We start from the raw sequence: 25,703 nt of genomic DNA on the forward strand, positions 1-25,703 counted from the left end.
ATGAGCTGCCGGGTGGGCTTTGTCTGGGAGACCCCGCAGCATTTTTCCCGGTATATTGAGGACTGCGGTGCCGTTTGCGAACTGGTCACACCGCACATGCTCGCCGCCCCGTACTTCCGCGGGCACTTCACCTGCCTGATCATCCCGACCGGGTTTGGCAATGCGAAGTATACGAACCTGCTTCCCGCTCTCCGGGCCTCGTCATCGAGAATCGAACGGTTCGTTGAGAATGGCGGCAGGCTCCTCGTTTTCGGGGCGGCAGCCGAAAAACCGGATGCCTATGACTGGCTCCCGTTCCCGGTTTCGTATGCCCACGATTTCCACCCGGCACAGATCAGGTGCGAGAAGGGATCGCCGGGGGCCGAACTGATCGATGATTACGATGCGGACCGGATCGAATGCGACGGGTCGTTCCCATCCCATGGCGGAGTCTGCCTCGGGACAACGGACTCTGCGGATGTGATCATCGAATATACTCTCGGGAAAGGAAAGATCCTGGTGACAAGCGTCCACGAGTATCCGTCCCGGGAGTTTTTGAGGAAGTTCTGCTGCGAAGGGGAGCAGACGGTGTTCTGAAGTTTTTTTTGACCGAAGCGATTGCCCGGAAAAATCTCTGAACACTCCTGGGGGCTTCGCCCCCACCGCTGTGGCATCCCCCATAGAGCGATGAGGCGGTATTACCGGAGTAAATCAACAAGATTTATGAGAGAAATAAGCAAGGTAGGCTGTTGCCCCAGACCATTCCAACAATCCGGAAGAAAATCCGATTTTGGATTAATTCTGTTTTGGGTTTATATTGATCCTATGAGAAGGAATCTACATATCTTAATTTACGGGCAACGCTGCCGCCCCCGACGGGGCGCCCCCGCGGCGGATCAACGACTAAAAACATTATTAAAAAAGCATTTTGCCCCGCCGTGCCTCATCTCTCATGAGATTTCGCAAGTCGAAGAATCCTTGCGTATTCTTCTCCAGTCAATCCTCGCTGAAGCGACGATTGCCTCCTCGGAGAGGCCCTGAGGCGGGGGACCCTCGCAGGTATTGAAGGATTTTATAATTTCCCGTTAGTACGAATTTATTGATTTACCATCTCCCGAAGGCTGATTTGATGCGATAAGAGCTATCATGTTCTTTGCTGCGAAAATGTCATCTCCGTTGATCTGAGTTCAATTATTTTTATAGAAAAATTATCTTCCCAGCTTCTCGCTCTACCCATCGCACCGCCCCACTGTGTTGCGCCTTGCGCAATCTTCTTCTGCATAAAGGCTGACCAGAGTACTTGAGGTAAATCCAATGGACCGGTACACGTTATCCTGCAGTGCGGGGGCTAATGATCTCGAGCCCATCGTCCTCGCAGTCCATGAACTTATCCACCGCCTCCCGGTAACGGCAAAATCCCGGGATATGGACGGGATACGGGTGGAAGACGGCAGGGTAGTCGATCGCCACTACAACGGGCCGGTTCTTCTCGAGGCGATCGCGAAGAACCAGCAGATCCAGGTAACCCCGTCAGCTGGGGCGTACAAGGGAGTCCCGGTAAGGGTTACGCCATTCCGGGACGAGAGCGGGAATGCCATCGGTGCCATTGGCATTGTCGACATCACCGGGATCTTTGACCTGGCAACGCTGATGGAGAACCAGTCGGCAATAATAAAACAGGTCTGCGGCAAGGACCCCTGCCCCCTTGATTCAGAACAGATCGATTCCAAGAGGTGATCAGATGCCAGATTCGGCTTTCAGAGTGCTCGAGATCCTTGAACATGCAACGGGACCATTGTCCGGCGAGGCGATAAGCAACGGGATGGGAATGACCCGCTCGGCCGTGTGGAAACATATCAACGAACTCCGCATGATGGGGTACGACATCTCGTCCTCCCAGAAGGAAGGGTACCGGCTCACGCGGACCAGCAACAAGCTCCTGCCGTATGAGATCCACAAAAAACTCCGGACAAAGGTGATCGGGAAGAAGATGCGGTATCTCGAGAACACGCCCTCAACGATCTGGATCGGCAAAGAGCTCACTTCTGAGGGGGATGTCGAGAAGATGCACGGCATGGTGATCATCGCCGAGGAGCAGACCGGGGGAGTCGGCCGGATGGGCCGGGCATGGGTCTCGCCAATCGGCGGGATCTGGATTACGATCGTCCTCAAACCCAACGTGCCTGTGGATCACATCTTCATGATCACGATGGCCGGGTCCATTGCCGTGGCCCGTGCGATACGGAAGGAATTCGATATCGGGGCGCTGATCAAGTGGCCGAACGATGTCTTCATCGGCACCAAGAAAGTGGCCGGCCTGCTTCTCGAACTCTCCGCTGAGGCAGATGTGGTGCACCATTGCCTCCTCAGTATTGGTATCGATGTCAATGTCCCGATCAGTAATTTTTCACCGGAATTACAGGACCGGATCACGTCCATCAGTGCCGAGATGGGCCATGAGGTCGACCGGGCCTCGTTCCTTGCACGGATTCTCAAGGAGTTCGAGAGCCGGTATCTCCTCGTAGAGAGCGGGGAGTACGATGCGATCGTCCAGGAATGGAAGAGCATCTCCTGCACGCTGGAGAACCGGGTCCAGATCCGGACACTGAAGAACAGTTTCGAAGGCGATGCGGTGGATATTGACGAGTTCGGCGCACTGATCATCAGGAAAGAGAACGGGAAACTCGAGCGGGTTATAGCCGGCGACTGTTTCCACCAGTAAACTCAAAAGCAGCAACGCTATTTTTTTATCGTCAACCATCATTTTTTATTAGGTTGACGATGTTTGGTAACCCGGATAAATCACGAATCATTGCCTGTTCTGCGGCATGTATCGGGCTGATCGCACTCGGGGGCTGGATCTCGGTCCCGTTTATCCCGGTGCCGTTCACGCTGCAGACCCTGTTCGTCCTTCTCACCGGCGCCGTAATGAAACGGCATGCGGTAGTTCCGGTCTCGCTTTACCTTATTCTCGGAACACTCGGCCTGCCGATATTCCATAACGGTATGACCGGGCCGGGCGTCCTTCTTGGCCCCACCGGCGGATACCTGGTCGGGTTTGTCTTCGCTGCCCTCGTCGTGGGACTGGCATACGAGCGGAGATCAAAATATCTTCATGGTGCAGGGATCGTTCTCGGAACGGTAATCATCTACCTGTTCGGAGTGGCGTGGCTTATCATCTCCCTCCGCATGGGACTGGTCCCGGCCATAGTTGCCGGTGTCGCCCCTTTCGTGATCGGTGACGTGATCAAGGCCGGTGCTGCATACCTGATTGCAGAACGGCTGCCATGATCGCGATCCGCTCGCTCCGCCACCGGCACATTGCGATCGATTCGCTGGACATCAGGCCTGGCATCACCTCAGTTATCGGCCCCAATGGCAGCGGGAAGACCACGTTACTCAGGCTCTGTTCCGGCATCGATCTGCCAGAAGCCGGAACCATCCTGATCGGCGATCAATCCCCCAGGAATAGGGAAGTCGGGTGGGTGAATGAGTTCCCGGACCGGAACATCCTCTTCGGGACCGTGATGGATGAGATCGCATCCCCACTCCGGTTCCGCAGGGTGCCATGCAGTGAGACAGAAAAACGTGTTGACGGCTGTCTTGCGTGGTGCGGCATCTCCCATCTCCGCGATCGATCCATACGGGAATTATCCGGAGGCGAGAAGATCCTTGTTGCGTTTGCTGCCGCAATCGTTCACCAGCCGGATGTGCTTATCCTTGACGAGTGCGACTCCCATCTGGATGAATCCCGTACAGAAACACTTGGCGACCTGATCCGCCAGAGCGCGATCCCGTACGTGATCCAGTGTACCCAGCAGATGGAAGTCGCGGCACAGGGCGATCATGTCCTGTACCTGGATGATGGAAAACCAGTCTTTTCCGGATCCCCGGAAGAAGTTTTTTCCGGGCTTTCCGGCACACCGTTTTATCCCCTCTCATGGCGGTGCAGGGCATGAAGCTCTCCATGAACGGGGTTGTGGCGGGACGGGGAGAGGGAGACTGGTCGCTGGCCGGGCACGGGATCTTCGCAGAAGGAATACATCTTATCAGCGGGGATGTCGGGTCCGGGAAGACAACGCTTGCCCTGACGCTCGCGGGCCTGATCCTGCCAGCCTCCGGCTCCGTTGAGCGGGATGGGATCAGTTCATCCATGCTCTCGTTCCAGTTTCCCGAGTACCATGTCACCGGTCTCACGGTGCGGGACGAATGCACATCATGGGGAATGGATCCGGAGCAGGTGCTGGCAGCCACACGGCTTGACGGGAAAGGCGATCTCTCTCCGATGCGGCTCAGCAGGGGAGAGCTCAAGCGCCTGCACCTTGCCTGTCTTCTCGGGCAGGAATATAACCTCCTGATTCTCGATGAACCCTTCAGTTCTCTTGACTGCCGGGAAAAAGAGCGGGTGTGCAAGGAGCTCTCGGGAAGAAAAACGGGGATAACGATCCTCTTCACTCACGAGCAGCAGATCTTCCCCCGGGTGGATCATATCTGGGAGATTTCGCAGGGCAGGCTCGCATACCGGGGCCGGTTGCCGGACGCGCTCCCGTCATGGCAGCACGCACCGAAGATTGTCAGGGACCTTCTTGCAGCCGGGAAAATCCCGGAAAATATTTCTCCCGATGATCTGGTGGAGGCCGCATGCAGGACGTGAGACTACGGACAGGGGTCGCGATGCTGCTCTCGGCAGCCGCATTTCTCAGCCTTGCGGGTGCGGTAGCGGCAGCCATCTGGTGCCTGATCTTTGCCCGCAAGGTGTCGCTGCGGAAACATGTCCGGCTGTTCCTGTCCCTTGGCGTGCTGGTAGGCTTTTTTGCCATCGTGCTTGCGATAAGCGGGGGGGACGGGGTGTCGTATTTCATCCGCATGATGGTGATCGTCCTCATCGGGGCCTGGGTATATTCCGAACAGAAGAAAGGCGAGTTCCTGCGGCTCGGGGTCTGGCTGCTTGGAGAAAAAGCCGGGTTTGACATGGGCCTGGTTGCTGATATGGGAATGCAGGCAATGGACCTGCTCATCGCCGATTTTGAGAAGATACGGATTGCAGAGAGACTGAAGCGGCGACCCCTGAATGCAGCACGCATCGTACCTGCGGGAATTGTACTGGTGAACAATGCTCTCCGCCGGGCTGACGATACCGCAGAACTCCTTGCCGTCCGTGGGTATAGCGACGGCGGATCGCTCTGTCCCGCTTTTGAAACGACACGACGGGACATTGTCGCCAGCCTGCTTGCATGCTGCATTGCAGTCCTCGCCATCATTCCCGTAAGTGAATTTTTTATACTATACCGATGAATTTTTGAGAGGCTGTACAGAATTTTGCTGCCCGTCAGAGGTCTCCTCTATGCATACCGCCTCATCCAAAAAAGTCCTGATTACTGATACCACACTCCGGGATGCCCACCAGTCGCTCATCGCGACCCGGCTCCGGACTGAGGATATGATCCCTCTTGCGAGGGAGATCGATCATTGTGGATTTTTTTCCGTCGAAGCCTGGGGAGGGGCGACCTTTGACACCTGCATCCGGTTCCTGAACGATGATCCGTGGGACCGGCTCCGTGCGCTTAAGGCAGAACTGAACCATACCCCCATCCAGATGCTCCTCCGCGGGCAGAACCTCGTGGGGTACCGGCACTATTCCGACGATGTCGTAGACAAATTCGTCGATGCCTCCTACAAGAACGGTGTTGAAATATTCCGGGTCTTCGATGCGCTCAACGATATCCGGAACATGACCCGGTCGATGAAGCGGGTTAAGGACGTGGGCGGCCATCTCCAGGCCACAATATCCTATACCACGAGCCCGGTCCACAGCACTGAGACCTTCATTGAGATGGCAAAGGAGCTCTACACCCTTGACTGCGATTCGATCTGCATCAAGGACATGGCAGGGCTGATCATGCCGGGCGCGGCAAAGGCCCTGATTACCGGCATAAAGAAATCCGTGGATGTGAAGGTCTGCCTCCACAGCCACTCCACGAGCGGGATCGCCCCGATGAGTTATGAAGCGGCGATAGAAGCTGGCGTCGATATCCTCGATACCGCGATGTCGCCCTTCTCCATGGGCACCTCCCAGCCGCCGACCGAGAGTGTCGTGGCGTCGCTGAAGGGCACCCCCCGCGATACCGGCATCGACTTAATCAAACTCCGTGTGGTCCGCAACCTCTGCCTCCAGGTCAGGGAGAAATACGGCGGCCTGCTCAACCCGATCTCGGAACGGGTGGACAGCGACGTGCTCATCTACCAGCTCCCCGGTGGCATGATCTCCAACATCGTGTCGCAGCTCCAGGAGCAGGACGCACTCGACCGGTGGGACGAGGTGCTTGAAGAGATCCCCCGGGTGCGCCGGGATCTCGGGTACCCGCCTCTCGTCACCCCCACGAGCCAGATCGTGGGCACCCAGGCCGTGCTGAACGTGCTGGTCAACGGCAAGCGGTACCAGAATGTGACCAAGGAAGTCAAGGATTATGTCCGGGGCCTGTACGGGAAATCCCCGGCACCGGTCTCCGATGAGATCCGCACGCTCATCATCGGTGATGAGGAAGTGATCACGGTCCGTCCGGCAGACCTGCTGGAACCTGCCTATGCAAAGATGAAGGACGAGGCGGAGAAGGCAGGCCTCGTGAAGAAAGAGGAAGACATCCTCACCTATATCCTCTACCCGGCGATCGCCCCGGCATTCCTGAAAGGCGGGAAGTCCGCAGAAGAGCTCCCGAAGAAGCAGCCGGTACCGAAAGCCGGGACAGGCATGCCGGGCATCATGGAAGTCGAGGTGGACGGGGAAGTCTTCTCGGTCAAGATCATCTCCGTCGGCGGGAGCCAGGTCGGGGTCACCGGCGTTACGCCGCAGGCAAAGATCCCCCGGGGCGAATATGCCGGCGGGATCAAGAGCAACATGCAGGGCATGGTGCTCCAGGTGCTCGTCAGCCGCGGCAGCCACGTGAAGAAGGGGGATCCGCTCATCGTGCTCGAGGCCATGAAGATGGAGAACCCGATTCACAGCCCGGTCGATGGCAGGGTCACCGAGATCTTTGTCGATACCGGCGATGTCGTCCAGAACGGCGATGTCCTGCTGGTGGTCCAATGAAATATTTCGAGAAACTCCTGATAGCAAACCGCGGAGAAATTGCGATCCGTGTCATGCGGGCCTGCCGCGAGCTCGACATCGAGACCGTGGCGATCTATTCCGATGCCGACAAAAACGCCCTCCACGTGAAATACGCGGACGAGGCCTTCCATGTCGGCGAGGCCCACCCCTCGAAGAGCTATCTCAACATGGAGCGGATCCTCGACATCGCGAAGAAGAGCGGGGCCGAGGCGATCCACCCCGGCTATGGCTTCCTTGCAGAGAACTACCGGTTTGCCAAGCTCTGCCTTGACGAGGGCGTAACCTTTGTCGGGCCCCGGTGGAAGACAATCAAGGCGATGGGTTCCAAGATCGGGAGCAAGCAGATGATGCGGGAGGCCGGCGTGCCGGTCCTCCCGGGGACGGAAGGCGGCATCAGCAGCATCGACGATGCCAGGAAGATCGCCGCAGAGATCGGGTACCCGGTCATCGTGAAGGCAAGCGCCGGTGGCGGCGGTATCGGCATGCAGATCGTCAATGACGAGAAGACGCTGGAAGAAGCAATCACCGGAAGCCAGCGGATCGCAAAGTCCGCGTTTGGCGATGCAACGGTCTTCATCGAGAAGTACCTCGTCAAGCCCCGGCATATCGAGTTCCAGGTGCTGGCGGACGAGCATGGGAACGCGGTCCACCTGTACGATCGCGAGTGCTCGATCCAGCGCCGGCACCAGAAGCTGATCGAGGAGGCCCCGTCACCGATCATGACGCCGGAACTGCGCGAGCGGATGTCGAAGGCAGCACTCAGGGTTGCCGAGGCATCCGATTACTCCAATGCCGGCTCCGTGGAGTTCCTCTACAACCAGGACAACTTCTACTTCATGGAGATGAACACCCGGCTGCAGGTTGAGCACACCATCACGGAGATCATCACCGGCGTTGACCTCGTCAAGCAGCAGATCGCGATTGCGGCGGGAGAGTCGCTCACCTTCGAACAGAAGGACCTCTCCATCCGGGGCCACGCGATCGAATGCCGGATCAATGCCGAGGATCCGCTCAACAACTTCGCGGCCGACCCCGGGAAGATCGTGCGGTACCGCTCGCCCGGCGGCCCCGGCATCCGGATGGACAGCGGCATCCACATGGGATACACCATTCCCCCGAACTATGACTCGATGATCGCGAAGCTCTGTGCCTGGGACAGCACACGGCCGGAGGCAATCAAGCGGATGCGCAGGGCGATATCGGAGTATATTATCCTCGGGATCAAGACCACCCTCCCACTCCACTATGCGATCATGAACAACCAGGCGTTCGTCGAGGGCAACACCCACACGCACTTCCTGCAGGAGGAGCACATCTTCAGCACGCTCGAACGATACAAGCGGGACGAGGAGGCTCGTATGCAGACGCTGGCCGGTTCCTTTGATCAGGGCAAGAAAGTGGCTGCGATCACGGCAGCCGTCAACATGTATATGCAGCAGAAGAAGGAATGAGGCGGTTCTCCCGACGACTCATGAATACCTTTAATAATTTTTACGGCCTTTTTATTATGCACTTTTGTGCTGCGGTGGCCTAGTTGGTTAGGGCGCCAGACTCATAGGGTGTTGAACACAATTTCGCGTTCACGCTTTGGGACATCTGGAGATCGGGGGATCGTAACCCTCTCGCAGCATTTTTCCGGTTTTACGCCTGATTTTTTAAAATATTTCGTGGAGATTTGACGCTCTTGGGGGAGCCTGCTGTTCCCGGAGGGAAGAGCGGGCTGCAGAAGAACCGCAGGTTCTTCGATATTCGCATCTTCCCAATCGAAGAATTTTGACGAATTATTCTCCAATTATTCCTCACTGAGCGACGATTAATTCCCCGCCGCGTGGGCATCTCCCGCATTGCGATGATGCGGGAATTACCTGTTCGGGAATTGTTACATTCGGCGTTTTAGCCAGAGCGGCGAAACAGTTGCTCAAAGCTGAATGTTTAAAGACACCGTATTGCCCCGCTGTGCCCCTGATAGGACCTGAGGCGGGGAGCCCTCACAACAGATAGTAATTTTTTTTACAATTATATAGCAGGGTGAACGAACCCGTTACACCCCATACCGGTTGATCAACCGGATGAGATCCGCAAACCCGCTCATCTCCATCTCGAGCACCTGGTCCCGGGTCATGCCCATGCTGGTCTCGGCATCGGCGGTGAGCATCTCCGGGCCCCGGATCACCACGCGGTCGATCCCGTCGCGTGACAGGATTTCCTCTGCCTCAGCATCGTGCACGAAGGCACGACCGGGGATGATCACGACCGGTTCGAGCGCTGCAAGATCGATCCGCCGGAGATCGTCAGCGGTGATCAGGCAGGCGATCTCCTTCTTTACCGGGACGACCGGCACCTTTGACCCGCACGTCGTGAGAATTGTATTGATGAACGGCGTAGCAATGCTCCCGCTGATCACGCTCGCCCTCTTCGTGACCCTCGGGAGTTTTGCGAGCAGGGCCGGCTCGTAGCGGATCGCGAACGGCGAGCCGGTCTCCGGGTCCCAGAGCGGGGTACCGGAGATCTTCATGGTGAACCGTTTGCTGAGATCGGTGATCAAGTCCCGGAAGGACTCGACGCTCTGGACCTTCTGCTTACTCATGACCGGTCCGTTCCCGAGGATGAGGCCCTGGTCGGCATTATTGGCAAACCGCATCAGGATCAGACCCTTTGCCCCCCGGTCCTGGAGCCACCGGCAGGTCTCCTCCAGCACCTTCCCGTCATTCACGCCCGGGAGGACGACCGCGGCTGCATAGACATCGACCGCACCGCAGAGCCGTTCGAGGATCGCGAGCGAGGCCTCGGGAGTCGGGTCGTGCATGTACTTCTTCCGGAGTTTTGGATCGGTGGCAAAGACCGTGAAGGAGATCTCCGTGAGCCCGTTATTAATGAGGAGATCGGCGATGGCAGGATCATCCCAGCCCTTCCCGCTCGTGTACCCGATATGGAGCGGGGCTTCCGTGCTCCCGAGCAGCTCGACAAGATCCTTAAAATGCGGGTAACAGCTGGGATCGCCCCCGCCGCTGATCGTGATCCGCTCGATCTCCCCTTGCCTGGTCTGGAGGCTTGCGAGCGTCTCGTCCGCTATGGAACGGAGGTCCTTGAACCCGGCGTACTCCTCCTTTACGCCCCGGGTGCAGTAGTCGCACCCTTTCTTGAACGGCAGGCAGTACCGGCACCCGAGGGGCTGCACACCCCGGACTTTTTTGAAATAACAGTATTCGCAGAAACCGCGGCAGCCGACACCCGGGCTGCCCCCGATATCCACGGTCAGTTGGGCCATCTGTATTACTACGTCTGTGCCGGGGGGTATAAGATATTTGTATCCGTTTTTGTCATCCGGATTCTGCGGGGGAATTTCTCGTTCCTGCGGAGTACTGGCGGGAATCTGCCGTGACGGGCACCATCTTTTTTACCATCAAATGATAAAATAGTATGGCGCCTCAGTGGCTTAGTTGGCAGAGCGGCTGACTTGTAATCAGCAGGTCCCGTGTTCAAATCACGGCTGAGGCTTGGGAGAATCTCTTTAATTTTGCCTTATCTTGTCAAACTGATCATAATTTTGCCGTATTTCGATATTTTTCTTGAAAGTTCGCATTTGACTCTGTAGAATTCATCAATAATCTCACATCATTAACTTTGATTAAAAAAATACTATGACTTTCATTTCAGTAAAGTTATAATCTAGTAAAATTATTTTATTCAGAGAGAGTTGATAGTCTTTGGATATCACACCGCATGAGCTTGGTATCATGATAGTAGGAATTTTCATAGCGTTATTGATTATCGTTCTTGTTGGTCTGATCGTCGCCTTTATTGTGAGCAAAAAGTTCCGGGACTATTTGTCGGATGACCGACCGAAACCAGGTCAGACTTTCCCCATTTATACAAAACAGGATCCACAGGATGTATTTTACCAGGAACTGTATGACATATGGGTTGGAAGAATTGCCGATATCGTATCAAATATCCGGGGCGGAAAGAACGCTATCGGTCGGGGGCATTACCTGTCTGTCCTTCTCTGGATTCTGATTATTGTTATTGCCTGCCTGTACCAGATGTTGTATATCAGCTATTTCTGGCAGTTGACTTTGGTTATTTTTTTCTTCACATGTTTTTATTCGTCACTATACTCCGGCTGGGCACCTCCCCGATATAAATTTTGAAATATCATCGTCTTAATGGTTTGAACAGTAAAAGTCAGTCACGGCTGAGGCTTTTTTGAAATTTTTTTGAGAAAACTTCTCCAGCGAAATTTTGTAAAACTTTTTGAAAAAAATTGATCGGAATTTATTTGCAAAAATCTGCCGGGTTTTTATCCGATTCATTTGCAATGTTCCCCACGCGCAAAACGACTCGTCAGGTTTTGCGCTACGCACTTACCTGTCCTCATTATTAAAACCGAACTGCTCAGCGAGGGGTCGGCCGCGAGACCCCCCCGCGCGACTCCCTGCGCAGCGGGGAGGGGGGAGCATCGCAATGGACATACGCCAATCAGATTTTTCATCAGAACTCGCCAGGAAAAAATGAGTCGCCCCTGACGACTGCTCGACCCGGCCCCCTACGTTACTGCTGCCCCTGCTGCCCGGTATCCTTCTGCACTTTCTTCTCGGTTTCTATCGTCTTTGCAAGCGCAATCATGCCCGTAGTATCACCAAGCGTCATCGTATTGAGAGCGGTTGACGGGACGATCACGATTGTCGACTGCCCGCCCTTCAGCCCTTCGTACAACATGTTCATCGCCCGCAGGTGCAGCGCGGTGGGATTGTTCTCGTAGCTCTTTGCGGCCTGCTCGAACTTCTCGGCGATCTGCCGTTCGGAATCCCCGAGGATCACACGGGCCTGTCGCTCGCGCTCTGCCTGCGCCTGCATGGACATCGCGTCCTGGAGTGCGCCGGGGATGATCACGTCGCGGATCTCAACGGACAGGATCCTGATACCCCACCCGCTGACACGGCTCCCGATCAGCCGCTGGAGTTCGGCGTCAATGGCTTCCCTGCCGGTGAGCATGTCGGCAAGGATGGTCTTGCCTATCACGTCCCGGAGCGCAGTCTGCGATGCCAGGGATATTGAACCCTGGTAATCCCTGACTTCGAGCGCGGCCTTCTCTACATCGATTACCTGCCAGAATAAGACGGCGTCCACGTTGACCGGGACCGTATCTTTTGTCAGGGTCTGCTCGGCCGTGAACGAGGTGGTGATCACCCGGAGATCAATCATGTACGCGACCCGGCTCAGGAACGGGACAATAAAGAACAACCCGGGGCCCCTGATGCCAATAAATTTTCCAAGGAAGAGGACCACCGCCCGCTCCCACTGGTTCGCAATCTTTATCGCCATGGCGAGGAGCGCGACGATTACAATCAGAATTAATGCAACAATCATGAGGGTATTGGTATCCATGGTTAATTCCTCCCGGAGCCGTTCATCCTTTCCCGGTCATCCGATGGGCTGGAACGGATATTATCTGATTGAGTATATAGATGTGGCGATGGTACCTGCGGGCCGGGTTCGTATTCGCTCGTTTCGCACGGGCTCCTTGTGAAGCGGGGTGGGGGGCATCGCAATAGAGAACAGCCTGCACACCAATTCTCAAAATATACCCTCACCTCCCAATAATGTCTGCCTGCCTGGTACTGCTCACATGCATGTATTCATGCGATAGGGTGGTGTTGCAAAATCATTAATTAAACACAAATCAAGAAGAGTGGGAACATTTACCGAAGCCGGGGTTTGATGGATGCCCGTCAGCCACGGATGAGGCCGTAACAATTTTTCATACTACAAAAACGAAGGCTGGATCTGCTTTTCCCCTACGAATTCATCGGAATCCGGGGTCAAGGAATTTATGTAAAAACCTGAAGATATATACAAGGGTAGACAACTCTAAGCCACTGAACTGCAAACCAGTAAGAACTACATTACTACAATTTACGGGGAAATATGAAAGAACGGGATTCAGTAAAATTAATCTGGTTTTTTTTACGCGATTACAAATTTATTTTCCTGGGGTTATTATTACTCGGCATCGTGATGTCATTGGTCAGTATGCTTAATCTTGCATTGCTGTACCCGATTCTCTCTCTCAGCACGAACCAGACCTATCAGCCACACAATATTATTTTTACCCTGATCGGTCTTTTCGAACAGGGTTTTTCAGGAATTTTCAATATCCAGGATCCCCTGATTACCGCCTGCCTGCTGTTCATTTGTACGGCAATCGTGTCATTTATCCTGACTGTTGTTTTTATGATAGTGTCAATTAAAATTACAACAGACATCACGGTTCAGAATAAAGAAAAACTTTTTCAGAAATATACCCGCTCGGATTACCAGTTATTTATTGACAGCAAACAAGGGGATATCATTTACCGGATATCGAGAGCACCTCAGTTCATTTCCGATGTTTTTATCAATTTAACCAAACTCCTGGTTGATGGTCTGCTTTCAGTATCGACATTGTTTCTCCTGATTTCTATCTCATTATATGGAACAGTCGTTCTGATCATAGCGGGCCTGGGATATTACCTGTTTACCCGGTATCTCAGTCTGAAAGTATCGTATATGTCAGGCACGGGAAGATACCAGGCAAATGAACAGGAGAACGTTATACTGAACGAATATATCAATGGGGTAAAACAGATCAAGGCATCCGGATCATCAAACTTCTGGATAAAACAATTCGAGAGCTCTGTCAGGGAATACTGGAATTACTGGAAAGAAGATACATTCTGGCTCCAGATCCCGTCGTTGATACTATATCTCTTTATCTTTGTCGTTATCGGGCTTGTGATAATTGTAATCAAGCTGTATTACCCGGAGAATTTTATTGCATATCTCCCGGTTCTCGGAACATTCTCGCTTGCAGTCCTGACGCTGTTGCCAAAACTTGCGAATTTCGGGAATTACCAGATGGGAATCATGAGTGCCCTCCCCAATTTATCCATTGTCCGGGACATCCAGATGGATACATCGTATTCACGGATAGCCAACGGAGAGATCCCGTTAACCGCAAAAAAACCCGGGATATCGTTCAACACCGTTGAATTCGGGTACAAGAAGCAAGAGCCGATTCTCAGGGGAATCTCACTTACGATCGCATCAGGTAAAACAACGGCAATTGTGGGCCAGTCCGGTTCCGGCAAATCCACCATGATCGATCTCGTATTACGCATGTATGATGTCGATTCAGGTACTATTGAGATAGATAATAAAAATATTACCAGTTATGACCTGACATCCCTTAGGAAAAAAATCGGGTTTGTGAGCCAGGATACGTTCATATTCAACGCGTCTGTCAGAGAGAACATCACATTCGGGGATTCGTATTCCCCCGGGGAGGTCATGGAAGCCGTGGAACTGGCTAATGCCCACGAGTTCATCGACAGAATGCCCCTCCGGTATGACACCATTGTAGGAGATCGTGGCCTGAAGTTATCCGGGGGAGAACGCCAGAGAATTGCTATCGCACGGGCAATCATCCGCAAACCGGAGATCCTGATCCTCGATGAAGCGACAAGTTCCCTTGATACGGTATCAGAGAAAGCAGTCCAGGATGCGATCTCGAATGTTGCCAAGAAGTGCACGACCATCATCGTCGCCCACCGGTTGTCCACGATAATAAATGCTGATCAAATCTATCTGTTGAAGGACGGAAAAATTTCTGAAGCAGGTACTCATGAAGAGTTACTCCGGAACAAAGGGGATTACTGGAGAATGTACAATGTGGTTACCGAGAATACCTGATACATACCAGGACATGCGGATATCATGGGCATACCCATAATTCTCCGGTGTTTTCCGGATCTTAAGCAGCCCGTCCCAGGTCTTCCGGATGAAGGATGTGTATCCGTCGATCCCGGTACGGAAACGGCAAAATGGAAATATATACGATGAACACGAAACAGGACGCAATATGACTGGCGGCAGGAATATTTTAGCGCTCATTCCCGCACGCGGGGGAAGTAAAGGGATACCGAGAAAAAATATCAGACTGCTCTGCGGGAAACCGTTGATCAGTTATTCTATTGTCGAGGCCCTGAAATCCAGGTATATCAACAAGGTTGTCGTTTCAACGGAAGATGAGGAAATTGCCCGGGTTTCAAAAAAATACGGGTCAGAAATAATTCATCGGCCGGAAGAACTTGCCACGGATACTGCAGATTCCGATGATGTCATTACCCATGCGATAAAGGTACTCGGGGAGGGGCACTATACACCGGATGTCATGGTCCTCCTCCAGCCCACGTCCCCGTTACGGAATGCAAAGGAGATCGATACCGCAATTGATATTTTTTTACACCAAGACTGCGATTCCGTTGTCAGCGTTTCTGAAACCCCGCATTCTCCCTACTGGAGTTTTACCCTTGAAAAGAGCTTCTTAAAACCCCTGTTCGATGAGAAATACTTCCATACACGGAGGCAGGATCTTCCTCCGACATATATCCCGAATGGGGCAATATATGTTTCAACGCCGGAAAAATTTGTAGAAAACAAGGGATTCTATGGTAAAAAGATTATTCCGCTCATCATGTCATCCCTGACAAGTATCGATATTGACACGGAATTTGATTTCCTGATGGCAGAAACGATACTGAACCACCGGAATTAAAATAACCCTCGATCAAATGCCACCAGTTTACCGGCGTGACAGCATCTGTTTCTCACCTGCTCGTTACGGGGAGATGGACCATAGTCCAGGCGTCCCGGCCCGGGGATCACTTGGACCGGTAATTTCACAGAGGTGAACAATACACCAATGAGCGCAAAACCGGGAGGCGACCTTCTTAAGAACAGTGAACAGGGATATCAGGAAGGTATAAAATATTTCTGATTTACAAAGATAATAGAAGATTACGTGCATCCGAGGCTTAATGACATCGTATAAAATTAATAATCTGAATATTGGTAACGATGAAAAATGTTTTATCATTGCAGAGATCGGAGTGAATCACAACGGTTCTCTGGAGTTAGCCAAGAAGATGGTTGCAGCCGCAAAGGAATGCGGGGCAGATGCCGTAAAATTCCAGACGTTTACCTCTGAAGAAGTCTGCACGAAAGATGCAGAGATGGAGAGTTACCAGATTGAGAACTCCGGGAGCGAGACAACCCAGGCGGAAATGCTTAAAAAACTGGAATTGAGCCATGAAGACTTCTTAAAACTGAAAGACTACTGCGATAAAAAAGATATCCTGTTCCTCTCGACTCCACATTCTGACGATGCAATATCGTTTCTGGAAGCCATTGTGCCAGTATTCAAACTTGAATCTGGCGATATTACAAATCATCCACGGTTAAAACGCGTGGCAATTTCCAATAAACTTGTGATATTATCGACCGGTATGTGCACCCTTAAGGAAGTAGGGGATGCAGTCCGCGTAATTGAGGATGAGGGGAATCACAAGATTGTATTATTACAGTGTACGAGTCTGTATCCGTGCCTGCCAGGCGAGGTAAATCTTAATGCAATGTTGACAATACAGGAAAAATTCGGTTATCCGGCAGGATATTCCGATCATACTATGGGGATTCATGCGTCCATTGCAGCAGTCGCGCTCGGGGCGACGGTCATTGAGAAGCATTTCACCCTTGATCGGACAATGACCGGACCCGATCATAAGGCTTCAATCGAACCAGCTGAATTGAGGGAAATGATTAACCATATACGGATTATTGAGAGAGTGGCACCGGGCGATCCGCGTCTTTCGCTGATAAAACAAACAATTCCGGATATTGATGTATACCGGGGAAATTATGAGAAAACACCGACATCGAGAGAGAAGGATGTCATCAGATCATCCAGGAAAAGTATTGTTTCGGCAGTAAACATCCACCGGAACGATGTCATCTCAGAAGGGATGTTGTGCATCAAGCGCCCCGGCTTCGGAATTGAACCAACGTTGACAAATATCTCCGGCGTGATCGGAAAAGTCGCACGGGTTGAAATTCCCCGGGATACCATTATCCACTGGAATATGGTAGGGGGTGCCGGAAAATGAGTGAGAGAAAGATCTGCTACATAACTGGTACAAGAGCGGATTACGGACTGATGCGATCCACCCTGCTGAAAATCAAAGAAGAATTCAGTTTAACATTGATTATCACGGGGATGCACCTCTGTCCGGAGTACGGGTACTCGCTCACTGATATCAGGAAGGACGGTTTTGAACACTATTATACGGTAGATATGCTGCTGGCAAACGATTCTGCTGCAGCAATGGCAAAATCACTCGGCCTTGCGATAATCGGAATTACCCAGACCCTGGAAAGCGTGAAACCGGACATTTTACTCGTGACCGGGGATCGGGGAGAGGCTCTGGCCGGTACACTTGCCGCAGCACACCTGAATATCCCTGTTGCGCATATTCATGGCGGTGACCAGGGAGATGACGGTGCGCATATCGACGACCCGATCAGACATTCCATTACCAAATTCGCACATATCCATCTGGCAGCAACACAAAAGAGTGCTGATAGGTTATTGAAGATGGGTGAGGAGCCATGGAGGATCCACCTTGTCGGGTCACCGGCGGTGGATGATCTGTTGTCAGATGATTTTTATTCCAGGGATTTTCTTGAAAAAAAATATGGACTGGATTTGAGCAGGCCGTTTATTCTTGCAATTCAGCACCCCTCGCTTACCCAGATAGATCAGGCTGAAAAACAGATTACAGAGACCTTAGAAGCATTGAGAGAGATCAATCTCCAGACAATTCTGATCTATCCGAACTCGGATGCCGGGGGAAGAAAAATGATAAAGATTATTGAAAAGTATGAAAAATACGATTTCCTGAAAACTTTTAAGAATCTTCCGAGGAAAGATTATCTCAGCCTGATGAAACTTGCCAGCGTGATGGTGGGGAATTCCAGCAGCGGGACTATCGACGCTCCGATTTTCAGACTTCCTGTCGTGAACGTAGGTACGAGGGAATCCGTCAGGGAGAACGCCGGGAATAAGATATTTGTCACCAATGACAGGAAAGAGATAACCGGGGCTATCAAAAAGGCGTTGTCGGACAAGAAATTCCTGGCACACGTTGAAAAATGCAGGAGTCCGTACGGCAATGGCAAGGCAGGAGAAAAAATTGTCAAAGTCTTGAAAAAAGTCAAACTGGACAACAAATTATTAGAAAAACATCTAACGTATTAACATAACAGATTGCTTCCGGCAGATCCGATACCAGCTGAAGACCGGCCCCGACCCAGGTGCAGCATTACAATGACTGACTGTTTACTAGCATATCCCATACCAACGGAAGACAGCCCGACCAAAGGTGTAGCGTTAAGTATTTTTTATCTTGGTGCGGAGCTCGAAAAAAATGGTCTGGACGTCGAATATTTTGATGAAAGATTCGATAAATTCAAGGATTTTGTGTTATTGCTGGAAGCGGGTGTTTTTGCCATAGGCGTCTCCTCAATGACCGGGTTTCAGCTGATCGGCAGCAAAAAGATGCTCGAATATGCAAAGAAAATAAACCCAAATATTCATACGATTTTCGGGGGAGTCCACCCGTCTCTGTTACCGGAACAATGCATCAAAGAGCCGTTTGTAGATTTCGTTGTTGTCGGCGAGGGTGAGAAGACAATGCTCGAACTGATACAAACCCTGAAAAACAAGGGGGACCTGAGTAAGGTCGACGGAATCGTCTGGAAAAAAGACGGGGAAATAATAACCAATAAACCACGGGAATTTATGGATCCGTCAGAATGGCCGTTTCCCATGACCGGAAAAAGTAAGAAATATTTCCGGATTGCTGCCGAACGCGGGGAACTGATGTTCCAGGCAAGCAGAGGTTGCCCGTTCAACTGCAATTTCTGTTATAACCAGATCTTCAATAAGAGAACCTGGAGGCCGATGCCGGTAGATAAATTCGAGACTGAATTAAAAATATTTGTCGACGAATTCCACATAGAGAATATCTATATCAATGACGACAATATTGGTTCGAGAAAGGACAGGATCCAGAAAATATCTGACATTCTCAGGAATTTTGGGCTGAAGTGGACTACGAGTATACGATGCCCCAGTATCGACGAGAAAACCGCCAGGATGCTGGAAAAGAGCGGATGCAGGGAATTACTCCTGGGTGTTGAGTCCGGCTCAGATCGGGTCCTTAAAGAAGTGGTCAATAAAATGCACCCTCATGGTGTGGAGGATACCCGCGAATGTGCCCGGGTACTGAGCGGGACGACAATTCAGAGCAGGTATAATTTCATCGCCGGCCTGCCAAGCGAGACGATACACGAAATGCACCAGAGTATGGATCTGGCCGACTGGATCTGGAAAACCGATAAGAATGCCAAGATCACATTCGATGCATATTCCCCGTATCCCGGCAGTGAGCTGTACAATGAAGCCGTAAAGGCGGGATTCAAAGAGCCGCACGATCTGGATGGATGGAGCAAAATGACCCTCAGCAACGAGGTGAATCCCGTTGCCGGAAATCTGTATTATATATCCGGATTGCGGTTCCGTGGTAAAAAAGGCGATTCCACCGACAGGAATTTTCCCGGTCTGAAACGTCTGATCATCCTGCCGTTCGAGATTTCTGCTCACCTGCGCTGGAGACTGAGATTTTTTGGCTATTACGGATGGGAAAAAGCGATAGTGAAGAAGCTTTTTGCCTGGGCAAGCAGGACCGGCTCGGGCAGGAAATAGTTCAGTAAAAATGATCGCCAGTATTCATCAACCCGCATATTTACCATGGCTTGGATATTTCGACAAAATTTCCAAGAGCGACGTACATATTTTTTTTGACGACGCCCAATACAGCAAAAATAATCTCTTCAACAGGAACAGGATCAAGACACAGATCGGCGAACTCTGGCTTACAGTACCCGTCCGATACAAAAGTGGAAGATCCATACATGAGACAGAGATAGACAACAGCGGTAACTGGAGAGAGAAGCACTGGAAAACAATAACCTGCAATTATTCAAAGACGTTGTTCTTCAAAGAATATGCCGGGATTTTCGAAGAGATCTATTCGAGGGACTGGAAAATTTTATCAGACCTGACTATCGCCATGAATGAAACGATCTGCGAGATCATGGGGATCAAAACAAAATTCTACAGATCATCTGAGCTGAAAGCAGAAGGAATGAGTAATGAAAAATTAATTAATTTATGCAAAACTGTCGGAGCCGATGTTTATTTATCCGGCCAGGGAGCCAAGGTATATATGAAGGAAGATTTGTTCAGGGAGCATGGGATAACGGTGGAATATCAGGAATTTTCTTATCCCAGATACCCTCAGGCATGGGGGGATTTCATACCAAATCTTTCTGTAATAGACTATTTATTCAATTGCGGGGTGGAGGAAAAGTATGTCTAAAATAGTAATTGTATCCCCACATCCAGACGATGAAGTACTGGGGTGTGGCGGAACTATCGGACGTTTCGCAAGCAAAGGTGATGAGGTCGTCCTTTGTATAGTGACAAAAGCCTATACTCCGGATTGGTCACCGGAATATATACGAAAAAAAGCAGAAGAGATCCAACAATCAAATAAAAAGCTCGGGATCGCCAAAACCATCTTCCTTGACTATCCAACCGTAAAACTCGATACAATCCCCCAAAAGGAATTAAACGATGCATTATCGAAGGTGATCTCCGAACACAAACCGGATCTTGTTTTTATCCCTCACTATGGGGATCTCAACAGGGACCATCGCATAGTTCATGAAGCATCTCTTGTGGCAACACGACCGTTCTCCTCCAATATCAAAAAAATACTGGCCTATGAGACCCTTTCAGAAACAGAATGGGGACATTCGATTGCACAATTCCGGCCCAGTGTCTATATCGACATCACCGATTTTATCGGACTTAAAATAGAAGCGATGCGATTATTTGAGACTGAATTAAAAGATGCACCTCACCCGCGATCGGCAGAACTGATCTCTGCCCTTGCAATGAAGCGTGGATCGGAGATCGGTGTAAAATATGCAGAAGCCTTTATGCTAATAAGAGAAATTATTCAGTAATGCCGTCACGATTTTCCCACTGGGAACATCCCAGAATTGACGAAGGAATCCTGACAAAATATCACTGGGTCGTCCAGAACAAAAAACACTTTTCCCTGGGATCACAAACCGATATCGGTGCCTTTACCTATATAAATGCGAAAAACGGGGTAGTAATTGAGGATTTCGTACAAATCGGATCGCATTGTTCCATCTACTCGGTATCAACTATTGATGGGAAGGAAGGGGAAGTAATCTTAGGCAGGAATTGTCGTATCGGAAGCCACTCGGTCATCATGCCAGGTGTCTGTATCGGTAAAAATACCATCGTAGGTGCATTCAGTTTTGTTACCAGAAGTCTCCCGGACAATGTCGTTGCATTCGGAGTTCCGGCAACGGTAGTCCGGACTCTCACCGATGAAGAAATTGAAAAAACCGGGCGTGATATCCAGTGACGTGGAAGATACCATTATTCAGGATATATACCGATGACACCGATGACCAGGCTGTTTCAGAAGTGATCAAATCCGGCATGAACTGGGCAACAGGGAAAAAAGTGACGGAATTCGAAGAGCTCACAGCAAAGTACATACATTCGGATTATGCGGTGACATTCAACTCCGGAACCTCTGCATTACATGCAGTACTCCTGGCATACGGCATAGGAGCCGGCGATGAAGTGATTGTCCCCTCATTCACGTTTATTGCAACCGCAAATGCCCCGCTCTTTGTTGGCGCAAAACCCGTTTTTGCTGATATCGAAGACAAGACCCTGGGACTGGACCCGCAGGATGTTATCAGGAAAATTACCCCGAAAACAAAGGCAATTATCCCGATCCATTATGGCGGGACACCCTGCCAGATCAGGGAACTGAGAGAGATTGCGGATGATCATAACCTTATCCTGATCGAAGATGCAGCAGAGGCATTTGGTGCAAAGATCGGCAATGACATGATGGGATCGTTCGGAGACTCCGCACTGCTGAGTTTCTGCCAGAACAAGATAATTACCACCGGTGAGGGAGGGGCGATCGTCACAAAATCCAAAAAGATCCAGGAGAAATTAAAACTGATCAGGTCCCACGGCCGTGTCGAAACCTGCGATTATTTCTCTTCGACAGAAAATTTTGAATACGTGTCCCTTGGATACAACATGAGGATGTCAAATATCACCGCAGCTCTCGGTGTTGCCCAGATCAAAAAGGTAGATAAGATCATCAGCCTGCGGCGGGAAAAGGCAGAATATTACAAAAAGAAGCTGGTAAAGAAGGTTGCAGGAGTCAGATTTTGTAACCCGCCAAAGGATTATCTCGAAGTATACCAGTTATTCTCATTGTGCGTGCCAAAGAGAAATGAACTGATGGCATATCTGGCAAAGAACGGCATCATGACAAAGATTTACTTCTCGCCGGTTCATTGTACCAACTTTTACAAAAGCCAGCTGAAATACACCGGTAAATTGCCGGTGACCGAGCAGGTCTCGGACACTATTCTGAGCCTGCCATTCCATCCCGGGATCACTACAGATGAAATTGACCTGGTTGTGGATTCAATCCAACACTTCTATGAGATGAACTAGATGGATAACTTGTCATTCTACAGGAATAAACGGATTCTGGTAACCGGCGGGGCCGGTTCAATCGGACACGAACTTGTCAGAAAACTTCTGGAGTATGATCCAGGTACCATAAGGGTTTTCGACAACAATGAGACGGGTTTGTTTGAGCTGGAGAACGAGCTGGATTCTAATAAAATCCGCCCGCTTATCGGGGATATCCGCGATAAGGACCGCCTCCTGATGGCATTTGAAGGAATCGATATCGTGTTTCATGCCTCGGCGCTGAAACACGTTCCGTTATGCGAATCCAACCCGTTCGATGCAGTAAAAACCAATGTCATCGGGACGCAGAATGTCCTGGATGCAGCGCTTTCAAAAGAAGTTGAAAAAGTGATAAATGTCAGTACCGACAAGGCCGTGAGTCCGACCAATGTGATGGGTGCAACCAAGCTGCTAGCGGAAAGACTTACGATCTCTGCCAATTATTATCGTGGGACCAAACGGACCGTTTTCTCAAGTGTCAGATTCGGGAATGTCCTGAACTCACGTGGATCGGTCATACCACTCTTCTCAAAACAGATCCAGAAGGGGGGCCCGGTCACGATTACTGACAAAAAAATGACCCGCTTTTTTATGGATATCCCCTCAGCAGTAGAACTGATTATCAATGCGGGCCGGATCAGCCGGGGACGGGAAATTTTTATTTTGAAGATGTCGGCAATGAATATCATCGATCTTGCGTATGCAATGATCGATGAATATGCACCACGTTCAGGGTTCGATCCCGGGGATATCGGCATAACCGTCATAGGAAAACGGGGCGGTGAAAAATTATTCGAGGAATTAATGACAAAAGAAGAAGCGGAACATGCATATGAAAACGATGAGATGTTCATAATATTGCCGCAGAAAATCACCCATGATGACCCGTTTGAGACAAAAAGACCGCCTTCTTTCAAAAAAGCCAATGTTGAGGAGTTCTCATCGAGAAAAGCATATTTGTTGAACAGGGATGAGATCCGGGCATTGATACGAAAGATACAATAAAAAAATTGATGGCCTGCGTTTAAGGCTGCCGGGACAGCTGTTGCCTGAATCGTGTGATCGCTTTCCCGTCAAGGTGTTCATGGATCTCCCCTTTTATGTGAGTATTCAGGAACAGTTCAAACTCCTCAGCGGTAGTTCCGTAAAGCCAGTATTCAACAAAGTCTTTCAGCTCGTCATAATTGTGAGCCACAAACCGGGGAATGCGATCATAATAACAACCCGGGAACCTGTCAGACGCATCGTAATACATTGCCCTTATACCTGCCCCGAGCGCTTCGATGCTGGGAGATGTGAAGGGGGCTGAAATAATCAGGTCTGACGCCGCAATGCACTCGGTAGGATCGGTATTTTCCACATCCGGGAAATAACAGCGGGGGTGATCTCTCAGTTTTTGGTAATACGGGATTATCTGCGGTACATATTCGGACAACCATTCCACAGACTTTTTGTCCTTGAAGATGATCCCGACATCCGGGAAATCGTCAAGCAGTCGTAAAAGGCCCTCGACAAACTGTGCCATATCCCGGTAAGTCAAAGGACATATTTCAGTAAACGAAGTGTCAAAAACACCGATTATTTTTTTCGGGGAACATTTTTCGTTAATTTTGGTACGGGGGATGTTTGATGCCGGCGGTTCCAGGGCATTCCGGATCAGCTCTGATGTCATGCATCCGGAAAGATCAAAATTTTTTATATAATTCGGGTGTTTCTTATAATAATTCTCCATCTTTCTGCCCCAGACAACGAGGTGATGGGTGGCATAAAAGGCAAACTGGATATCAATAACCTCCTCCTCCCCGGGCGGAGTGATGAGGTCGTTCGTGCTGCTCGAATGTATGTAACACCAGGTCTGGGTATCATTCTGATCGCAATGGATATATCGTACGGTGTCTGCCGTGAGATAGTCGTTAAAGACCACATAATGCCGGATATGATATTCTTCGAGAAGCTTGGACCAGATCAGGGACTTGTACATTATCTCCAGGGTCAGGGGAAGCATAAACGGTTGTTTTTTGAACGACCCGAAAAGCAGATGCAGCCATACGGGAACCTGTTTTTTCAGGAATACCCGGTAAATGAATGATATATCTGCACCTTTCAGAACTTCGCGCAGGCGAACCGAATGATACCCCCGGCTGTCAATGGCGTCCTGGTATTCCTGTGAGATCGGCTCTTCAATACAGAACAGTACGTTCTCTGCAGTTAGTTCGCGGTTGTCAATGAGAAAGTCAAATGACTTGTACGTATTCTTAAATGACCAGTCGCAACAACCCACCCGGATACCACACTGATAGGATTGTGGTGTTTTCTTACGGAATGAGGGTACCCCGATCTGATACAGGATCCAGAGAGGATAGAGAGCGAACTGGGAAACCGATTTTACTTTTTTATAGCCCGCTTTCCAGAAAGGGACAGGGATCTTGGGAATATTGAAAAATCTGTTCCGGTAATTTCTAAATAGAATATAGCATATCGCCCTTTTATACGATCCCCGTATCACCGGTGATCCGACAAGGGATTCGATCTTTCCAATGAAAGTGTCGTTGCAAAATTCGTTTTCATAGATCGATTCGATATTGGAAAGGACTTTGTTCTGTTGCGCATACTGATCGATGTAATTATAATCAAAAGTTGAGAATTCCTTAACTTCTCCGCTCTCCTGTAAATCTTCATCAGGGGCTTTGTTGCATGAGGATCTCATTCTATCAGGATCTGACTAACTGTTTTCAATTACTTCGCGTTTCCATCTATTAAAATATAGTCTGTCGGTTCCGGGGACGGTAATTTTTATACGGATGAGTGGGGGCCCGATACTTCCTCCGATCCGTTTCCCGGAGCATGCGTCCTCATTCGCTAAAAGATGACATATACTATCGTTGGTCTTCACAGGTTTAAAACAAAATGGTGAGACGTTGCAGGGGTTCGCTACAACGGGGAGGCAGGAGCGGTGCTCTGAAGCGTTAAACTTCGTTAATAACGTTAGGAAGAAATGATCGTCCGGTATCCCGGTGGGCCAGTTCACAGAGATCCCAGTCCCGGGCGGAAAGACCTGGTTTTTTC

At 50.6% G+C, this 25,703-nt stretch carries 24 protein-coding genes and 2 tRNA genes; 22 read left to right on the forward strand and 4 right to left on the reverse strand.

Annotated features, from left to right (window positions below; genetic code table 11):
- The 10 genes from ABSE13_RS00870 (at position 1) to ABSE13_RS00915 (ending at position 8,717) form a co-directional block, all read left to right on the forward strand.
- Entirely contained in the window at positions 1-576 is a 576-nt protein-coding gene (locus ABSE13_RS00870) for a hypothetical protein (RefSeq protein WP_424026797.1), read from the forward strand.
- Positions 577-1,293: 717 nt separating this feature from the next.
- Positions 1,294-1,716 carry a DUF2111 domain-containing protein gene (locus ABSE13_RS00875; protein WP_424026588.1) on the forward strand — a complete coding sequence of 141 codons (423 nt, stop codon included), beginning with the start codon at positions 1,294-1,296 and terminating at the stop codon, positions 1,714-1,716.
- 4 nt (positions 1,717-1,720) lie between these two features.
- On the forward strand, positions 1,721-2,701 hold the full coding sequence (locus tag ABSE13_RS00880; protein WP_424026589.1) for a biotin--[acetyl-CoA-carboxylase] ligase: 981 nt from the start codon (positions 1,721-1,723) through the stop codon (positions 2,699-2,701).
- 59 nt (positions 2,702-2,760) lie between these two features.
- A complete protein-coding gene (locus ABSE13_RS00885; protein WP_424026792.1) occupies positions 2,761-3,270 on the forward strand; it encodes a biotin transporter BioY in 510 nt (169 codons plus the stop codon).
- On the forward strand, positions 3,267-3,938 hold the full coding sequence (locus ABSE13_RS00890; protein WP_424026590.1) for an energy-coupling factor ABC transporter ATP-binding protein: 672 nt from the start codon (positions 3,267-3,269) through the stop codon (positions 3,936-3,938). Before ABSE13_RS00885 ends, ABSE13_RS00890 begins: the two co-directional genes overlap by 4 nt.
- On the forward strand, positions 3,920-4,633 hold the full coding sequence (locus tag ABSE13_RS00895) for an ATP-binding cassette domain-containing protein (protein ID WP_424026591.1): 714 nt from the start codon (positions 3,920-3,922) through the stop codon (positions 4,631-4,633). Before ABSE13_RS00890 ends, ABSE13_RS00895 begins: the two co-directional genes overlap by 19 nt.
- Positions 4,621-5,274 carry an energy-coupling factor transporter transmembrane component T family protein gene (locus ABSE13_RS00900; protein WP_424026592.1) on the forward strand — a complete coding sequence of 218 codons (654 nt, stop codon included), beginning with the start codon at positions 4,621-4,623 and terminating at the stop codon, positions 5,272-5,274. Before ABSE13_RS00895 ends, ABSE13_RS00900 begins: the two co-directional genes overlap by 13 nt.
- A 49-nt stretch (positions 5,275-5,323) precedes the next feature.
- Positions 5,324-7,066: a pyruvate/oxaloacetate carboxyltransferase gene (locus ABSE13_RS00905; protein WP_424026593.1), complete on the forward strand. Its 1,743-nt coding sequence runs from the start codon at positions 5,324-5,326 to the stop codon at positions 7,064-7,066.
- Positions 7,063-8,538, forward strand: a complete 1,476-nt coding sequence (locus tag ABSE13_RS00910) for an acetyl-CoA carboxylase biotin carboxylase subunit (RefSeq protein WP_424026594.1) — start codon at positions 7,063-7,065, stop codon at positions 8,536-8,538. Before ABSE13_RS00905 ends, ABSE13_RS00910 begins: the two co-directional genes overlap by 4 nt.
- A gap of 68 nt (positions 8,539-8,606) precedes the next feature.
- A tRNA-Met gene (locus tag ABSE13_RS00915) sits at positions 8,607-8,717 on the forward strand.
- 411 nt (positions 8,718-9,128) lie between these two features.
- Here ABSE13_RS00915 and mmp10 read toward each other — a convergent pair.
- Positions 9,129-10,355: a methyl coenzyme M reductase-arginine methyltransferase Mmp10 gene (mmp10, locus tag ABSE13_RS00920; RefSeq protein WP_424026595.1), complete on the reverse strand. Its 1,227-nt coding sequence runs from the start codon at positions 10,353-10,355 to the stop codon at positions 9,129-9,131.
- Between the two features lie 157 nt (positions 10,356-10,512).
- Here mmp10 and ABSE13_RS00925 point away from each other — a divergent pair.
- Positions 10,513-10,585: transfer RNA gene (locus tag ABSE13_RS00925), tRNA-Thr, on the forward strand.
- 209 nt (positions 10,586-10,794) lie between these two features.
- Positions 10,795-11,238: a hypothetical protein gene (locus ABSE13_RS00930; RefSeq protein WP_424026596.1), complete on the forward strand. Its 444-nt coding sequence runs from the start codon at positions 10,795-10,797 to the stop codon at positions 11,236-11,238.
- A 400-nt stretch (positions 11,239-11,638) separates the two neighbouring features.
- Here the strand turns inward: ABSE13_RS00930 and ABSE13_RS00935 are convergent, their stop codons facing one another.
- Together ABSE13_RS00935 and ABSE13_RS00940 are read right to left on the reverse strand one after the other, a co-directional pair.
- On the reverse strand, positions 11,639-12,475 hold the full coding sequence (locus tag ABSE13_RS00935; protein WP_424026597.1) for a slipin family protein: 837 nt from the start codon (positions 12,473-12,475) through the stop codon (positions 11,639-11,641).
- A gap of 701 nt (positions 12,476-13,176) precedes the next feature.
- Positions 13,177-13,353, reverse strand: a complete 177-nt coding sequence (locus ABSE13_RS00940) for a hypothetical protein (RefSeq protein ID WP_424026598.1) — start codon at positions 13,351-13,353, stop codon at positions 13,177-13,179.
- A gap of 283 nt (positions 13,354-13,636) precedes the next feature.
- Between ABSE13_RS00940 and ABSE13_RS00945 the strand changes: the two genes are divergently transcribed.
- The 10 genes from ABSE13_RS00945 to ABSE13_RS00990 all read left to right on the forward strand — a co-directional run bounded on the left by ABSE13_RS00945 (position 13,637) and on the right by ABSE13_RS00990 (position 23,642).
- Entirely contained in the window at positions 13,637-14,818 is a 1,182-nt protein-coding gene (locus ABSE13_RS00945) for an ABC transporter ATP-binding protein (protein WP_424026599.1), read from the forward strand.
- Between the two features lie 169 nt (positions 14,819-14,987).
- The gene (locus ABSE13_RS00950) at positions 14,988-15,683 is read left to right on the forward strand and encodes an acylneuraminate cytidylyltransferase family protein (protein ID WP_424026600.1); all 696 of its coding nucleotides are present in this window, start codon (positions 14,988-14,990) and stop codon (positions 15,681-15,683) included.
- Between the two features lie 262 nt (positions 15,684-15,945).
- Positions 15,946-17,070, forward strand: a complete 1,125-nt coding sequence (locus ABSE13_RS00955; RefSeq protein WP_424026601.1) for an N-acetylneuraminate synthase family protein — start codon at positions 15,946-15,948, stop codon at positions 17,068-17,070.
- Positions 17,067-18,221, forward strand: coding sequence for a UDP-N-acetylglucosamine 2-epimerase (neuC, locus tag ABSE13_RS00960; protein ID WP_424026602.1), 1,155 nt, complete (start codon positions 17,067-17,069; stop codon positions 18,219-18,221). The genes ABSE13_RS00955 and neuC overlap by 4 nt, the downstream gene beginning before the upstream one ends.
- Before the next feature lie 69 nt (positions 18,222-18,290).
- Positions 18,291-19,730, forward strand: a complete 1,440-nt coding sequence (locus tag ABSE13_RS00965) for a B12-binding domain-containing radical SAM protein (protein WP_424026603.1) — start codon at positions 18,291-18,293, stop codon at positions 19,728-19,730.
- A 10-nt stretch (positions 19,731-19,740) separates the two neighbouring features.
- Positions 19,741-20,406, forward strand: a complete 666-nt coding sequence (locus ABSE13_RS00970; RefSeq protein ID WP_424026604.1) for a WbqC family protein — start codon at positions 19,741-19,743, stop codon at positions 20,404-20,406.
- Positions 20,399-21,058 carry a PIG-L deacetylase family protein gene (locus ABSE13_RS00975; RefSeq protein ID WP_424026605.1) on the forward strand — a complete coding sequence of 220 codons (660 nt, stop codon included), beginning with the start codon at positions 20,399-20,401 and terminating at the stop codon, positions 21,056-21,058. The genes ABSE13_RS00970 and ABSE13_RS00975 overlap by 8 nt, the downstream gene beginning before the upstream one ends.
- Positions 21,058-21,492, forward strand: a complete 435-nt coding sequence (locus tag ABSE13_RS00980) for an acyltransferase (protein ID WP_424026606.1) — start codon at positions 21,058-21,060, stop codon at positions 21,490-21,492. The genes ABSE13_RS00975 and ABSE13_RS00980 overlap by 1 nt, the downstream gene beginning before the upstream one ends.
- Positions 21,489-22,616: a DegT/DnrJ/EryC1/StrS family aminotransferase gene (locus tag ABSE13_RS00985; protein WP_424026607.1), complete on the forward strand. Its 1,128-nt coding sequence runs from the start codon at positions 21,489-21,491 to the stop codon at positions 22,614-22,616. The genes ABSE13_RS00980 and ABSE13_RS00985 overlap by 4 nt, the downstream gene beginning before the upstream one ends.
- Positions 22,617-23,642 (forward strand): UDP-N-acetylglucosamine 4,6-dehydratase family protein, encoded by a 1,026-nt coding sequence (locus ABSE13_RS00990; protein WP_424026608.1) that lies wholly within the window; start codon positions 22,617-22,619, stop codon positions 23,640-23,642. It abuts the gene before it with no gap.
- A 19-nt stretch (positions 23,643-23,661) separates the two neighbouring features.
- Here ABSE13_RS00990 and ABSE13_RS00995 read toward each other — a convergent pair whose 3' ends face one another.
- Positions 23,662-25,344: a polysaccharide biosynthesis PFTS motif protein gene (locus tag ABSE13_RS00995; RefSeq protein ID WP_424026609.1), complete on the reverse strand. Its 1,683-nt coding sequence runs from the start codon at positions 25,342-25,344 to the stop codon at positions 23,662-23,664.
- Positions 25,345-25,703: the final 359 nt, after the last annotated feature.

It is taken from the genome of Methanoregula sp., assembly GCF_049518935.1.
Classification (GTDB): Archaea; Halobacteriota; Methanomicrobia; order Methanomicrobiales; family Methanospirillaceae; genus Methanoregula.

What these genes read in the sequence shown, in the direction of transcription:
- ABSE13_RS00935 (WP_424026597.1), bottom strand. Translation starts at nt 12,475, where the DNA reads ATGGATACCAATACCCTCATGATTGTTGCATTAATTCTGATTGTAATC.
- ABSE13_RS00875 (WP_424026588.1), top strand. Translation starts at nt 1,294, where the DNA reads ATGGACCGGTACACGTTATCCTGCAGTGCGGGGGCTAATGATCTCGAG.
- ABSE13_RS00980 (WP_424026606.1), top strand. Translation starts at nt 21,058, where the DNA reads ATGCCGTCACGATTTTCCCACTGGGAACATCCCAGAATTGACGAAGGA.
- neuC (WP_424026602.1), top strand. Translation starts at nt 17,067, where the DNA reads ATGAGTGAGAGAAAGATCTGCTACATAACTGGTACAAGAGCGGATTAC.
- ABSE13_RS00895 (WP_424026591.1), top strand. Translation starts at nt 3,920, where the DNA reads ATGGCGGTGCAGGGCATGAAGCTCTCCATGAACGGGGTTGTGGCGGGA.
- ABSE13_RS00870 (WP_424026797.1), top strand. Translation starts at nt 1, where the DNA reads ATGAGCTGCCGGGTGGGCTTTGTCTGGGAGACCCCGCAGCATTTTTCC.
- ABSE13_RS00995 (WP_424026609.1), bottom strand. Translation starts at nt 25,344, where the DNA reads ATGAGATCCTCATGCAACAAAGCCCCTGATGAAGATTTACAGGAGAGC.
- ABSE13_RS00970 (WP_424026604.1), top strand. Translation starts at nt 19,741, where the DNA reads ATGATCGCCAGTATTCATCAACCCGCATATTTACCATGGCTTGGATAT.
- ABSE13_RS00990 (WP_424026608.1), top strand. Translation starts at nt 22,617, where the DNA reads ATGGATAACTTGTCATTCTACAGGAATAAACGGATTCTGGTAACCGGC.
- ABSE13_RS00900 (WP_424026592.1), top strand. Translation starts at nt 4,621, where the DNA reads ATGCAGGACGTGAGACTACGGACAGGGGTCGCGATGCTGCTCTCGGCA.
- ABSE13_RS00975 (WP_424026605.1), top strand. Translation starts at nt 20,399, where the DNA reads ATGTCTAAAATAGTAATTGTATCCCCACATCCAGACGATGAAGTACTG.
- ABSE13_RS00885 (WP_424026792.1), top strand. Translation starts at nt 2,761, where the DNA reads ATGTTTGGTAACCCGGATAAATCACGAATCATTGCCTGTTCTGCGGCA.
- ABSE13_RS00945 (WP_424026599.1), top strand. Translation starts at nt 13,637, where the DNA reads ATGTCAGGCACGGGAAGATACCAGGCAAATGAACAGGAGAACGTTATA.
- ABSE13_RS00955 (WP_424026601.1), top strand. Translation starts at nt 15,946, where the DNA reads ATGACATCGTATAAAATTAATAATCTGAATATTGGTAACGATGAAAAA.
- ABSE13_RS00905 (WP_424026593.1), top strand. Translation starts at nt 5,324, where the DNA reads ATGCATACCGCCTCATCCAAAAAAGTCCTGATTACTGATACCACACTC.
- ABSE13_RS00950 (WP_424026600.1), top strand. Translation starts at nt 14,988, where the DNA reads ATGACTGGCGGCAGGAATATTTTAGCGCTCATTCCCGCACGCGGGGGA.
- ABSE13_RS00965 (WP_424026603.1), top strand. Translation starts at nt 18,291, where the DNA reads ATGACTGACTGTTTACTAGCATATCCCATACCAACGGAAGACAGCCCG.
- ABSE13_RS00880 (WP_424026589.1), top strand. Translation starts at nt 1,721, where the DNA reads ATGCCAGATTCGGCTTTCAGAGTGCTCGAGATCCTTGAACATGCAACG.
- ABSE13_RS00940 (WP_424026598.1), bottom strand. Translation starts at nt 13,353, where the DNA reads ATGTCTGTTGTAATTTTAATTGACACTATCATAAAAACAACAGTCAGG.
- ABSE13_RS00910 (WP_424026594.1), top strand. Translation starts at nt 7,063, where the DNA reads ATGAAATATTTCGAGAAACTCCTGATAGCAAACCGCGGAGAAATTGCG.
- ABSE13_RS00890 (WP_424026590.1), top strand. Translation starts at nt 3,267, where the DNA reads ATGATCGCGATCCGCTCGCTCCGCCACCGGCACATTGCGATCGATTCG.
- mmp10 (WP_424026595.1), bottom strand. Translation starts at nt 10,355, where the DNA reads ATGGCCCAACTGACCGTGGATATCGGGGGCAGCCCGGGTGTCGGCTGC.